The organism is Melghiribacillus thermohalophilus (genome assembly GCF_004342905.1).
Taxonomy (GTDB): domain Bacteria; phylum Bacillota; class Bacilli; order Bacillales; family Alkalibacillaceae; genus Melghiribacillus; species Melghiribacillus thermohalophilus.
In genome coordinates, this window is record NZ_SMAN01000004.1 from 1 (window position 1) to 13,300 (window position 13,300).

Genomic DNA, 13,300 nt, shown 5'->3' on the forward strand with positions numbered 1-13,300 from the left:
AAAAGAAATTAAATAACCTGAGTCCTTATGAATATAGGACTCAGGCTGCATAAGTGTGCTTTTTTATTCCTGTCTACTTGACAGGGGTCACTTCAAATCAGGGTGTCTATTTTTTTGTATTATTTATTTTTAAACGGTGCCCCTCTATCCTAATAAAAAGATTCTAAAAGAATATACACGATTTTTTTAAGTTCTGGAAAGGCTGTCAAAAAACATATAGGTATTTTGCTCTATCACAAGGAATTTCCTCAATCCATGTCAAATCATGTAATATAGTAGGTGATATGCTTGAAATAGATTTGAACTATATAACGGTTGACTATTACCTATGCCCTGGCATGCTAGAACATATCCCTGGAGGATCCATAAAACTATGAAATATTTCAAAATGATTGCACTGATTGTGTGCTGGCTATTTCTGCTGGACATGACTGTTCTGGCCCAACCAGCCCGGGACAGTATGATTAAAGCTGAAAAAGGGTTCTTGAATCTCGAATCCCATGATTTTGATCAAAATGAAATCATTCTGTTAAATGGGGAGTGGGAGTTTTACTGGGAAGAATTTTTGTTCCCTGAGGATTTTCTTACTCCGTCAGGGAAACAGAGGGATTCCGGAAATACTGATTATATTCATGTTCCTGTCGACTGGCAGTTTCATAAACAGGATGGACAAACCCTTCCCAGAGAAGGGTATGCAACCTATCGACTAGTGATCCAGCTCGCGAAAGAAGAAGTGGGGGAAATGAAGGCTATTTATATGCCAGAGGTGGCTACCGCGTACTCGTTATGGATCAATGGTGAACGGAAATTATCCAGTGGCCAGATTGGAACGAACAGAGATGAAATGATTCCTAAAAATGTTCCACAGGTTGTCTATTTTCAGCCTGACTCAGAGCAGGTTGAACTGGTCATTCAAGTTTCCGACTTTTATCAGCGAAAATCCGGGTTATGGGATTCCATCCGTTTGGGAGAACCTGAAGGAATTGCTTTGTTCAGAGAGAGAAGAGTAGCGGTTGAATTAATCGTTGCTGGAAGTTTAGTTGTCATGGGGCTTTATCATATCAGTTTGTTTTTGTTTAGAAGAAAAGAACGGGCATCACTCTTTTTCGGGGCAGTCTGTGTTTCCGTTGCATTTCGAAAACTGTTGCTTGGAGAAATGCTGCTTATCCGTTTCTTCCCGGATATCCCCTGGGAGCTATCTGCCAAGATGGAGTATCTGGGGGCAATCCTCGGCATTCTCTTCTTTGTATTGTTCGTGTACACACAGTACCCCGAAGACATGAGCCGGCCGGTGAAACATCTATTTGTCTGGATCGAAGGTTTAATCGCTATTTTTGTTTTATTAACCCCTGCAAGAATATACACAACATTTATTGTTCCCATACAGGTCACAGCATTATTGATTTTTGTTTATTTAGTCGTTGTATATATGAAGGCTCTGAAGAATAAACGAAATGGGGCCTTGCTGAATGGAGTTGCCATGATTTTTTTCTTTGTGATGACTTTAAACGATGTACTGTATTACAATCATTTGACCCATACAGGTGAAACGGTATCATTTGGAATCCTGTTCTTTTTACTCGTACATTCTCTGAATCTGTCAGCTAAATTTTCCCGGGCATTTTCCAAAATTGAGGTTTTATCCGGTCATTTGCAAAAGTTAAATCTGTCACTGGAACAGCAGGTGAAGGATCGAACCAGGGAATTAGAAAACTCAAACCGGCAATTGCAGCAAGCCAATCTTAAATTACAGGAAATGGACCATTCCCGGCGGCGGTTATTGACGAATATTGCCCACGAGCTCGGAACCCCTTTAAGTTCTATTCAGGGGTAATTGAAAGGAATGATAGATGGAGTTGTGGATAAGAATGAGCCAAAATATTTTCGGCTTGTCTATGATAAAACATTACATTTATCCCGTATGATGCAGGACTTAAGGGACTTAACCAAAATGGAGAGCAGGCAAATCAAATTTGATTTCCAAAAACAACATATTCGCAGGCTAATCAACGTGCTTTATGAAAGACATCAGGTGAGTTCGGATATATCAACGGTCCGATTCCGTTTTCTCGATTATACTCCGGGAGAAAAGGATTTAGTCGTGAAGGTAGATTCGATACGGATTGAGCAGGTATATATGAACTTGATTCACAATGCGGTCAAACACTTGAAAGAAAACGGGGAAATTATGATTGAGCTTGACCTTGCAAACGTAAAGTCCAATACAATAACCGACAATCATCAGGACGAAAAGCTGTTCCAGCAACCGGATAGGGAGCATGTCGTTATTCGTGTTAGGGACAACGGTGAAGGAATTCCTTCCGAAAATTTGCCCTATATATTCGAACGTTTTTATAAAGGAAGGCGGTCCACAAGCAGACAACAGTCAGGAAGCGGTCTGGGCCTTGCCATTTCCAGGGAGATCATCGAACGCCACAATGGCACAATTGGTGTGAGCAGTCAGGAAGGGGAAGGGTCTACGTTTTATTTCACTTTACCTTTATGCGACGAATAGGATTTCGTGAAATGCAAAATTTGGGGGGAAAAATCATGCAACCAAAAGTTCTGATTGTTGAAGATGATCAAAGCATTCGGGAACTGGTCAGTTTATATTTGGAAAACAGCGGGTATGATCCCTGTCAGGCCGGGGATGGTGACGAGGCACGCAAGATTCTGGTTGAAACACATATTCATCTCGCTATACTCGATATTGTGCTTCCGGATACAGAGGGATGGGAGATCTGCCGGGAAATCCGCAGGACAACTCCGGAAATGCCTGTGATCTTTTTAAGCTGCAAAGACGAAAGTGACGACATTATTCATGGTCATGATCTTGGTGCAGATGATTTGTTACCAAACCGTTTGATCCCCGGATTTTAATGGCAAAGGTAAATGCCCAGTTGCGCCGCCGTGAACAATATGCGCAAATAAATATAGACTTTCCATCCACAAAGGAAACCAGTGAATCTGATCAGCAACTGCTGGAAGATTTGACCCCTTATGAAAAACAGATGCTTCGTCTCATCGCACAGGGGCTGAGCAACAAGCAAATTGCCGAACGTTTAAACTATTCCCTGGGGACAGTTAAAGTGTACAACAATCGAATTTATTCAAAACTGAATGTAAACAATCGGTATGAAGCAATATTGAAGGCAAGTCTCTTACATCAATTGGATTAATAAGTCGAAAAGAATATCGATAGGAACCTATCAGTCATCTTCATGGCTGATATTTTTTTGTTCCGTATTTGATCACTTCTTTGCCACCCACTTGAGTTGCTTCGCCCACGCTGTACGGGTGGCGCGCTCCTCGGAACCACTCTTTTCTTATATCCAATTTTTTATGGGGACGGATAAAAAAAGTTAACCAAAGTTAATCGTTTTTTATGGGGCTTACTGGTACCCTGTAGTGATGAAAAGAATAGAAGGAGGAAAAAGAATGGAAAAACCTGCAAGCTTAAGAATAGCTATCATCGCACTCATCGCACTGGCCATCATCCTCATGTTGCAATATCCTCAAATGGAGCAGGCAGATGCTGATGGAACTTACACATGGACTGACAACGGAGATGGAACGGTCACGATTACAGATTATTCAGGTACAGACACCGATATTGTGATCCCGGATGAACTGGATGGAAAACCGGTAACGGAAATCGGCAACGACGCTTTTAGGTATATGGGTATAACCAGTGTGGTTATACCAGAAACGGTAACGAAAATTGGCGAACAGGCATTTGCCTATAATTCGTTAACCGAAATCACGATTCCGCCAAATTTAACCGATATCGGGCTTGGTGCATTTCATGATAACTCATTAACAGATGTACATTTACCAGATAGCATTACGAATATTGGTGTAATTGCTTTTGGTATGAACAATTTGACTGAGGTTACGCTGCCGAATAATGAAACAACGGTTGGAGGGCATGCATTTAGTGCCAACTCATTGACCCGTATCATCATTCCAAATCCGAATATCACTTTAGGAGAAGGCGTATTTGAAGATCAAATCGAAGATGGAGAAGTTCCTATCAATTCGGAAGATATCATCATTTATGGTTTTGAAGGTTCAGATGCAGCGGATTATGCGGATGGGTATTTCCATCCATTTGTTCCCCTGGATTCGTCCCCTGATGTTAGCATTTTATTCAATGAAACAGATGTCGGAGGACAAACAGTTTCTGTTGATTATCAATCAGCGGAAGAGTTAAAAGCTGTCTATCATCACGAAATAGCGTCTATCACAGATGTCATCTGGACTGTAAATGATGAAACGATTCCAGGAGATTCTCTGTCGCTTGAACCGTATACGACAACGGTGGGGGAGACAACCATTCGTCTCACAGTTGAAACAGAATACGGTGGACAAACGAGTAAAGAAGTGATCATAGATGTCCAGCCTCCTCCACTACCAGCAAGCCCAGAGCTGACAGTCGAAAGCCGCACAGAAACTGACATTTCGCTACAATGGGGTTTTGTTCCTTATGCGGATGAATACATTCTGAAACGTGATGGAGAAGAAATTTATAGAGGGACAGGCTTATCCTATGAAGACCGTCATCTGAGTCCGGGTACATCATACACGTACACCGTTCATGCCGTCAATATGAGTGGAACTGGGGAAGGAAGTACGATTACGGCTGAAACGGAAAAATCATCCAATACAAGATTAAAAGACTTAACGATCAGCGGCGTGCCGGACCTTGATTTTGATCCTGAGCAGGATGAGTATCAGATCCGTGTTGCCCATGATGTAGAATATGTAACCATCACTCCCAGTATGGAAGATGAAGGAGCTACGGTGATTGTTCAAGGAGATGAGATAGACAAGGGAGATTCAATCAAAGTCTTTTTGGACGAAGGAAAAGACCACACCATAGAAATACAGGTCGTGGCTCAGGATGGAACCGAACAAAACTATACATTGAATGTAACTCGACTTTCATCGGATATTCTCGTAAAGCCAACTTTAGATGAACAGATGTACACAGTGAAAAATGAAGACGTCTTTCTTCTCGGTCAGGCTGGAACGTTCTTGATCGATCTAACCCATGTAACCGATGATGTTGCTGCGATTTATTTGAGCAAAGAACAGCTGGCTTACCTGATTGAACAGGGAGCGGTTATACAGGTGCAACGGGAAGATGTAATCTTGAATATTCCTTCGGTGAATGTTGATGCAAACCAGGATTTAATCATTTCCCTGAGACGCTTGAACGAAAATGTGGAAGATATGTCATCGCTGAATCTTTCCAGGAGTGCTGTATATACGTTTCAATTAAAACAGGGTGAGGAATTTGTAAGGGAGTTTTCTGAGCCTGTTGAACTCCAATTTGCAGTCAGTGCTTCTGAAAAAGATGTCGAACATCTGAACATCTATTACTGGAATGATAGAACAAAAGAATGGGAACTGATAGGCGGCCGTTACAACGAAGGCTTCATTCAGGCATTGACCGATCACTTCAGTACGTTTACGGTCTTTGATTCAACGGAATTAATGGCTTCCAATGATCAAGATGATGATCAGGGAGAGACAGAAACCGCTGAAAACAAGGATCGACAGAGTAGTGGAATCTTGCCTGAAACAGGAACCCAGATGTATCAATGGCTCATTGGAGGTCTTCTGTTCATCATTGCTGGAACATTTTTTATCCTGAGGCGACCTTCCTATAAAAATCAATAGATCACCATCCGCAAAGCTGTTTGAGCAACTGTTGTTCAAACAGCTTTTTGCGGTTTCTTAAAGAGCAAGATAGACATGGAAACAGAAAAGCCGGAATCCCCTGTATTGCCCAGAGCTTCCGGGGAGCAGCTGAACATCCTTTCCCCTCGTTTGAAGGACGGGATCAGTCCCCATTGTCGATGCTCTTTTTTCGGAACAAAAGAAAAATCCGATCTCATTCATGTGAGGATTGACTATCGGTTCGGATATGTTATGAACTTATGAAGTTTTGTTCAATAAACATGAAACAGTAACAATCTGGATTAATCAACCGGATTGGCATAGATAAAATATCTTTCTTCTGTATCACTAAATGAATAAAAAGGATAGCAGGTCATTAACACTAACGTTTCCTGATCCATGGGACCTATTCGATCTATTTCTGTTTCATGACCAATATCGCTGTACTCCATCTCGTATTCGAAAGAACCATAGGGCAAATGTAAAATGATCCGATCGCCTTCCTGGATATCTCCGACTTTAAGAAAAGCTGTGTCGTTATGCCCGGCTAAAAAAATCTGGTTTCCTTCCCCTGGAAGCCAGGTGTCCGGTTCATGTCCTACTCCATATTTTAGCTGTTCCTCTCCTGTTCCTTCAACAATCGGGAGTTTTAAACCGATATCAGGTATTTCAATCGTAGCAAAAATTTCCCCGACCTCTGGATTGCTGTCTGTTCTGAACATGTCTGCTTTCTCTTCTGCAGAGGCATTCATATGGTCCTCGTTACGAAACTGAGTGATATAACGTTCTGCCTGTTTGAGCTGTTTTTGGCTTCCTGAGTAATAGTCAAACATGGAATAACCAGCGTATATCAAAAAAGTCAGGCCCATTATGATGAACAAGATTCCAATTTTTTTAAGCATATCAAACGCCCCGTTTATCAATCGTTTCATCCCCATAATAGTCTAAATGTTCTTTTAAAGCAAATAGATATCAAGAAGGCCAGTCCTTACATGATTTGAATGATTGTAAAAGGAATGGTGATGAAATGACTGCCCATGTGACGGATTTCATGACGGTTTCTCCCCATAAAGTGACTGTATATGACCTAGTTACCGATCAACCGGTTTTATACAATTGAAGTTTGATTTTACCAGTTGCTGATGAGTGAATGACCAGTTCTTGAAAAATGATATTGTGTCATGTAAGAAATATTGAAATAAGGGAGAGGCATGAATGAAAAAAGGAAAAGGTTTACATATGTTTATAGTGTTGGTGCTCTTATATAGTCTGATAGCCGGACAGGTTCCAATGATTTTTGTCAATGCGGAGGAATCAACTTGTATCCCTATTCAGACAGCTGATGATTTCAATCAAATCCGTCATGATCTTACAGGAGATTATTGTTTGACAGAGGATATTGACCTGAGTACATACATCAACTGGGAACCTATTTCTCAGTTTAAAGGAACACTGGATGGTCAGGGACATACGATATCGAATCTGACCATTAACCGACCGGATACCGTTTATGTAGGGTTATTCAGTATCATAAGAAATTTCGACGAAGAGGTGGCTGTAAAAAACCTAAATTTTGAAAACGTGAATATATTGGGGAATTATGGTGCTGGTGCTCTTGCGGGATTTATTGAAACAAGTTCCATTAAAAATGTCCATGTTTTATCTGGACAGGTTGAAACAGAAGATGGCGCCGCTGGCGGTTTGATCGGTTGGATTTCTAACAGTAGTGTAGTAGAAGACTCTTCATCGGATGCCATTGTTCAAGGAAAAGGCAAACATGTAGGCGGTTTGATTGGTAGAAATTCTTCTGGTAATGGTACAAAAGCGTTGATTAAACATTCTCATGCAACCGGGAATGTAACAGGTAACAGTCCCTATGTAGGCGGGTTAATGGGGTCATTAAACTATGGTGAAGTTGTCCATTCATACGCAACTGGAAAGGTAACGGGTGATGACATTTATGTAGGTGGCTTGATCGGCAGAACCTATGGGGGAGAAGTAATGAACTCCCATGCAGAAGGGAATGTATGGGGCGCTAATGCAGGCGGCTTAATTGGTTCAGTGATGGATGGCACTCTAGTGGATACAACGTTTGCCACAGGAGATGTATCCGTGGAACGATCTATGCAGGTGGTCTGGTAGGTTCCATCCAGAATGGCGGGGGTACCATACGAAATTCTTATTCGGAAGGCGTAGTCGATACAGGGGACAGTTCAGACTCAACTGTAGCTGGTGGAATTGTCGGTGCCATTTACGATGACGGTGGAGTAGTTGAAAACAACTATGCCCTGGGCAAAGTCAGAGCGGTGAATTATGCTGCAGGCATTGTCGGTCAAACGATGGGCGGTCTATTCAGATCCTGTAAAGGAAAGTATCTGCTTTCATCTGTCTTCGGACTTCAGAGAATGACATTCATCATTGACATTTATTTTTCATTATGTTATCTTCAAACTAACTTGTAATACAAAATAGATGCTTTATTTTTTGGCCAACTATATTGTATAACAAGTCAGTGAGAAAAGGAGAGGGTAGTTTGTCGACCAGTCAGATGTTAAAAGGTATTTTAGAGGGCTGTCTGTTATCAATCATTTCAAAAGGCGAGACATACGGCTATGAAATGATGGAAAAGTTGAATGAATACGGTTTAACGATGGTTCGAGAAGGGAGTATTTATCCCGTGCTCCTGCGTCTAAAAAAAGAAGGATTTGTTTCTACAGTCAGAAAACAAGTACCTTCTGGCGGACCTAAACGAAAATATTACCGTCTGACGGAGAAGGGATATGAAGAACTGGAGGAGTTTAAAAGACGCTGGTCTGTCATCTCCAGCGGAGTAAATCAACTAATAGAGGAGGATGACACAAATGAAACTGTCTAAAAAGAGCCAAACGTTTTTGGAAGATCTTCGTCTGTACCTGGTAGCCAGCGGAAAAGATGAACGGGAAATTGAAGACATCGTATCTGAACTGGAGGATCATCTGTACGAAGCAGAAAAGGATGGAAAAGATGTAGATCATTTGATTGGAAAAAGCCCTAAAGAATATATGGAACAAATAGCAGGTGAGATGTCTTTTGATAAAAAAGGATGGCTGAAATATATACCGGTGCTGATACTCGGGGTTTACGCGTATATTTTGCTCGGGGAAGCGATTCGTGGAGGGGTACAGTATTCTCTGCTGAAAATCGCAGGTGATTTCTTCATTATCATCATTTCTTTGCTGCTGTTTTCCGGTGTTGCAAAATATATCGCCAGTCACAGACTGTCTAAGTTCAAAGAAGGTATGTTGTTCGCTTTATTAGGCATCATGCCGATCAGTTTATTTGTAGGAGTCATTTTCCTGGATCATGCCATTGATTCACCGGAGATTATCTTTAATCAAACTGGAAATATCTTGACGGTTGTGTTGTGTATCGGACTGTTCATCGGTATGGCCCTCTGGAGCAAAACATGGGTACCGATCATCATTCCAGCCATCTTATACTTACCTGAAGGTTTACTTGGACTTACAGATTTAAGATTAGAGACAAGATTAATCACTCAAAACATCCTTGTGTTCAGCGGGTTAATTATATTTTTCTTCATCATCTTTAAGAAGGAAAGGAAAGAGGGGTGACAGACGGAAGGCTTTTTTAGATGTTATTGGCGGGAATGCTTAGAACTGTTTAATCCATTCATTAGAAATTTTTTGAAACCATTTTTGGTTCGTTGCGTATGAAAGAATGACTGCTTAATAGGGAGGGAGATTATTGAGTCAAATCGCACTAGAATTAAAAGATGTACAGAAAACCATTAATAAGAAAGAAATTATTAAAGGAGTTAGTTTGACTGTCAGACAGGGAGAAGTGTATGGTTTTATAGGACCAAATGGTGCCGGGAAAACAACGACGATTCGCATGATTGTTGGACTTATGAAACCGACAGGTGGAGATATCAAAATATTAGGGAAAAGCATACAGCATGATTACAAAGAAGCTGCTCAAAACGTCGGAGCCATTGTTGAAAACCCTGAACTGTATCCCTTTATGACAGGCATGCAAAATTTAAAGCATTTTGCAAGAATGTATCAGGGCATTACCAGAGAGCGTATCGAAGAGGTCGTGTCCCTGGTTGGCCTGGAAAAAGCCATTCACACGAAAGTCCGAAAGTATTCCCTTGGAATGCGTCAAAGACTGGGCATTGCGCAGGCCATTCTCCATAAGCCAAAAGTATTGATCCTGGATGAACCGACAAATGGACTTGATCCTGCTGGAATGAGAGAAGTTCGGGAATACATACGGAGACTTGCAGATGAAGAGCAGGTGGCTGTCGTCATTTCCAGTCACTTGCTTTCGGAAATTGAATTAATCTGTGACCGGATTGGAATCATTAAACACGGTGAAATCATTACTGAGCGCTATGTGAATGAGGACGATTCGGATGCCGTGGAAAAGAAAATCAAAGTCGTGATCGATGTAAACGAACCAGAGGATGCGATGAATGTATTAAAAAGTATGGAAGTGGATGTAGTACAGGAAGGCAAACAGCTTATTGTCCAGCTGCAGCGTGAAGAAATTCCACCCGTTGTCAAAACGCTGGTAGAACACCATATATCCATTTATGGCGTAACAGGCATCAAAGCAACTCTTGAGGAACAGTTCCTTGAATTGACGGGAGGGAATGTCATTGAGTGAATATTTTAAACTACTATATAACGAACTATTTAAAATCTACGTCCGTAAGTCAACCTGGGCTATGTATGCCGTTTTGACGCTTCTCATTATTGCTCCGGCAGTGCTGATTCTTTCATTTGACGATATGCAAAAGGAGTATACAGATAACTGGCGTGAAGAATTGCAGAAGGAAAATGAAGAGTATCAGAAAGATATGGCTGAAATGGAAGAATCTCCTGGAGACTTCGTGGAGGAATACAATTCACAAACGATTGCGAAAAATAACTACTATCTAGAAAATGACATTAAGCCGCTGAACTATGGTGCCTGGACCTTTACCCTTGAAAACGCGGGTCTTGTTTCTGTTGTCAGTTTATTGACCATTATTATTGGGGCAGGCATTATTTCAAACGAATACAGGTGGGGAACAATTAAGCTGCTGCTCATTCGACCGATTTCCCGCACGAAAATTTTGTTGAGTAAACTGACCAGTGTCTTTCTGTTTGCCCTTTGCACCATGATCTTTTTATTTTTGATATCACTCTTAACGGGGGCCATTTTCTTTGGTTTTGAAGGAATGAATCCTTATTACGTGGTTCAAACAGCTGAAGGGTTTGAACATGTGCGAATCGTAAATGAAATCTTTTCTGAGTACGGATATAAAGTGGTAAATTTAGTGATGATGACGACTCTGGCGTTTATGATTTCGACTATTTTCAAAAATAGCTCCCTGGCTATCGGCATTGGAATCTTCCTGCTTCTTGGTGGGAATATGGTTGTCGGTATTTTCTCCCAATATGAGTGGGCAAAGTACATTCTGTTTGCCAATATAGATTTAAAACAATATGAAACAGGAAACGTATGGATTGAAGGAATGACTCTAGGATTTTCGATTACGATGCTGATGATCTATTTTGTCGTCTTTGTCGTGCTTTCCTGGCTGGTGTTCAATAAACGGGATGTAGCGGGACATTAAGCAACCATTACTGTTCCAGAAATCGACATGATTTCTGGAACAGTTTTTTTCTAGATTCTGCATTTGCTCAGCTACAATTCTCGTCATCTCATCAGATCGAATAGGCCTGACAGGTGTGCATGTCTTCAGATAAACGAAGCACGTGCAGAAGTATTCACCATCACCAAGAGATTCCTACAGCAAAAAAAGAAATGCCATTCCCATTGCTTTGTTTTTCGTTATTATAATAATATAGATATTATAGGACGTAATACCTAATCATCTTATGATATGTTTCTAGCAAGAGGTGAAGATGTGAATCATAAAAGATTTAGACTTAAGTTGTTGTTAACGATGATTGTCTTTTCTGTCTTGACTGTTGCCATCATCGCACTCATTGATTACACTAGAGTGATTCAACAGACGGTAAAAAACAACGAGAATCAGCTGGAGCAGATTCTGGATACGATCAAATATGCTTTAAGCATTACGGAGAAAGCTTATTATTATTTTGATGAAGAAGCAGCTTCCGAAATGAAAGCAAATACTCATCAGTTGATCGAAATATACGAAAGCAATCCTGATTTTGATAAGTGGAATTTTGAAGAATTAAAGAAATTCATGGATGACATGGATATTTATATCATCAATGAACATAATGTGATCACTCACAGCAGTTTTAAACAGGACATTGGCCTTGATTTTCAAAAATGCTGTTCAAAACTGGCGAAAGTTTTAGATGAAAGAAGGAAATCAGGTGAATTTTACCATGATGGAATAGACATTGAGCAGGCTACGGGACAGATTAAAAAATATAGTTATATGGCTACACCTGACCGTAAATATATTATTCAGCTCGGCTACAATCTTCAAGGCGGGGAAATTTTTAAGCAATTTAATTATTTAGACGTTGCTTCTGAAATTGAAAAGAAGTATTCAATGATTAATAAAATTAATGTGTTAAACTTTGGCGGTCTTTATTTAGGCACATCGGATGAAACCTTAAAACTTGACCGGAGAAACCGTGAAGCATTCGAACAGGTTCTAGAGACAAAGGAAACACAGGAAGTGAAGGGGATGTGGAATGGGGAACCCGTTACATATCGATACATCTACTATTATTCGGAATATGACCCGGGCACCTCTAAAGAAAAAGTCATTGAGATGGTCTACAATGATACGGAATTGCAGGTTATGCTCAACGAATTGAAACGTACGTATCTCATACAATTTTTATTGTCGGTCAGTATTGCCATGATCATTTCCTTTATTATTTCCAGATGGGTAGCACGCCCTATGCATTTAGCTTTCCATGACAGTTTGACCGGTGCAAAAAACCGTGCAGCTTTTGATGAGTTTTGCCAGTCGACTGTGTTTGAACAGGGTGTGACAGCCTTTTTGATGCTGGATATTGACCATTTTAAATCAGTCAATGATGTACTTGGGCACGACCGGGGAGATGAGTTGTTACAAGGAATTTCAAACGTGATCATGAAAGTGCTCCGTAAACGAGATACGTTATTCAGATATGGCGGTGATGAATTTTTAATTGTTATGGAAGGAACCACGAAGCAAGAGGCAGAGCATGTGGCCGGCCGAATGATCCAAATGATTCGTGAAGAAATGAATCAATTTCAAGATGTGAGAAAGTTAGATGTCTCTGCAAGCATCGGCATTTCATTTGCACCTGAACATGGCCAGGAAGCTAAAGAATTATACAAAAAAGCCGATCATGCTTTATATGTATCGAAAGAAAAAGGGAAGAACCAGTACCAGATTTATCGTGAGGAATAACCATTTTTATAAGGTAAAAGCTCACGAATGACAAGACAGTAATTGGTGAGCTTTTATCATGAAATGAGTCCGGGGGTATTTACCAGGCACTTGGAAAGCCAAAGCAGGCCCTTATGCTTTCTCTGTCCAGGCAAATACTAATGCTGATTCCGCTGGCTCACTCTCCCCCATTTTTTATGGAGTAATGGGCATGGATGGCCTTTCCAATAACTGATGCAT

General features: G+C 40.7%; 13 protein-coding genes. 12 read left to right on the plus strand and 1 reads right to left on the minus strand.

The window, feature by feature from the left end; genetic code table 11:
• Positions 1-373 precede the first annotated feature (373 nt).
• The 5 genes from EDD68_RS04735 (at position 374) to EDD68_RS04755 (ending at position 5,685) form a co-directional block, all read left to right on the plus strand.
• Complete coding sequence (locus EDD68_RS04735) at positions 374-1,834, plus strand: 7TM diverse intracellular signaling domain-containing protein (RefSeq protein WP_165902059.1); 1,461 nt, start codon at positions 374-376, stop codon at positions 1,832-1,834.
• Between the two features lie 9 nt (positions 1,835-1,843).
• Positions 1,844-2,515, plus strand: a complete 672-nt coding sequence (locus EDD68_RS04740; RefSeq protein ID WP_132371107.1) for a sensor histidine kinase — start codon at positions 1,844-1,846, stop codon at positions 2,513-2,515.
• A gap of 35 nt (positions 2,516-2,550) precedes the next feature.
• Positions 2,551-2,880 (plus strand): response regulator, encoded by a 330-nt coding sequence (locus EDD68_RS04745; protein WP_165902060.1) that lies wholly within the window; start codon positions 2,551-2,553, stop codon positions 2,878-2,880.
• Positions 2,880-3,179 carry a response regulator transcription factor gene (locus tag EDD68_RS04750; RefSeq protein ID WP_132371109.1) on the plus strand — a complete coding sequence of 100 codons (300 nt, stop codon included), beginning with the start codon at positions 2,880-2,882 and terminating at the stop codon, positions 3,177-3,179. The genes EDD68_RS04745 and EDD68_RS04750 overlap by 1 nt, the downstream gene beginning before the upstream one ends.
• Before the next feature lie 259 nt (positions 3,180-3,438).
• Positions 3,439-5,685: a leucine-rich repeat protein gene (locus EDD68_RS04755; protein ID WP_165902061.1), complete on the plus strand. Its 2,247-nt coding sequence runs from the start codon at positions 3,439-3,441 to the stop codon at positions 5,683-5,685.
• Between the two features lie 302 nt (positions 5,686-5,987).
• Here EDD68_RS04755 and EDD68_RS04760 read toward each other — a convergent pair whose 3' ends face one another.
• The gene (locus tag EDD68_RS04760; protein ID WP_165902062.1) at positions 5,988-6,617 is read right to left on the minus strand and encodes a class D sortase; all 630 of its coding nucleotides are present in this window, start codon (positions 6,615-6,617) and stop codon (positions 5,988-5,990) included.
• 283 nt (positions 6,618-6,900) lie between these two features.
• Between EDD68_RS04760 and EDD68_RS04765 the strand changes: the two genes are divergently transcribed.
• From EDD68_RS04765 to EDD68_RS04790, 7 genes are all read left to right on the plus strand, one after another.
• On the plus strand, positions 6,901-7,827 hold the full coding sequence (locus tag EDD68_RS04765) for a GLUG motif-containing protein (protein WP_132371112.1): 927 nt from the start codon (positions 6,901-6,903) through the stop codon (positions 7,825-7,827).
• Positions 7,828-7,832: 5 nt separating this feature from the next.
• Positions 7,833-8,147, plus strand: coding sequence for a hypothetical protein (locus tag EDD68_RS15700; protein ID WP_424399152.1), 315 nt, complete (start codon positions 7,833-7,835; stop codon positions 8,145-8,147).
• Positions 8,148-8,218: 71 nt separating this feature from the next.
• Positions 8,219-8,560 (plus strand): PadR family transcriptional regulator, encoded by a 342-nt coding sequence (locus EDD68_RS04770; RefSeq protein WP_132371113.1) that lies wholly within the window; start codon positions 8,219-8,221, stop codon positions 8,558-8,560.
• Positions 8,547-9,296 (plus strand): HAAS domain-containing protein, encoded by a 750-nt coding sequence (locus tag EDD68_RS04775; protein WP_132371114.1) that lies wholly within the window; start codon positions 8,547-8,549, stop codon positions 9,294-9,296. The genes EDD68_RS04770 and EDD68_RS04775 overlap by 14 nt, the downstream gene beginning before the upstream one ends.
• 133 nt (positions 9,297-9,429) lie before the next feature.
• Positions 9,430-10,353: an ABC transporter ATP-binding protein gene (locus EDD68_RS04780; protein ID WP_132371115.1), complete on the plus strand. Its 924-nt coding sequence runs from the start codon at positions 9,430-9,432 to the stop codon at positions 10,351-10,353.
• Positions 10,340-11,308, plus strand: a complete 969-nt coding sequence (locus EDD68_RS04785) for an ABC transporter permease (protein ID WP_341540263.1) — start codon at positions 10,340-10,342, stop codon at positions 11,306-11,308. Before EDD68_RS04780 ends, EDD68_RS04785 begins: the two co-directional genes overlap by 14 nt.
• 294 nt (positions 11,309-11,602) lie before the next feature.
• Positions 11,603-13,081: a GGDEF domain-containing protein gene (locus EDD68_RS04790; protein ID WP_165902063.1), complete on the plus strand. Its 1,479-nt coding sequence runs from the start codon at positions 11,603-11,605 to the stop codon at positions 13,079-13,081.
• Positions 13,082-13,300 lie beyond the last annotated feature (219 nt).

Coding starts and splice junctions, on each gene's coding strand:
- EDD68_RS04745 (WP_165902060.1), top strand. CDS start 2,551: ATGCAACCAAAAGTTCTGATTGTTGAAGATGATCAAAGCATTCGGGAA.
- EDD68_RS04740 (WP_132371107.1), top strand. CDS start 1,844: ATGATAGATGGAGTTGTGGATAAGAATGAGCCAAAATATTTTCGGCTT.
- EDD68_RS04760 (WP_165902062.1), bottom strand. CDS start 6,617: ATGAAACGATTGATAAACGGGGCGTTTGATATGCTTAAAAAAATTGGA.
- EDD68_RS04785 (WP_341540263.1), top strand. CDS start 10,340: ATGTCATTGAGTGAATATTTTAAACTACTATATAACGAACTATTTAAA.
- EDD68_RS04735 (WP_165902059.1), top strand. CDS start 374: ATGAAATATTTCAAAATGATTGCACTGATTGTGTGCTGGCTATTTCTG.
- EDD68_RS04775 (WP_132371114.1), top strand. CDS start 8,547: ATGAAACTGTCTAAAAAGAGCCAAACGTTTTTGGAAGATCTTCGTCTG.
- EDD68_RS04765 (WP_132371112.1), top strand. CDS start 6,901: ATGAAAAAAGGAAAAGGTTTACATATGTTTATAGTGTTGGTGCTCTTA.
- EDD68_RS04750 (WP_132371109.1), top strand. CDS start 2,880: ATGGCAAAGGTAAATGCCCAGTTGCGCCGCCGTGAACAATATGCGCAA.
- EDD68_RS04755 (WP_165902061.1), top strand. CDS start 3,439: ATGGAAAAACCTGCAAGCTTAAGAATAGCTATCATCGCACTCATCGCA.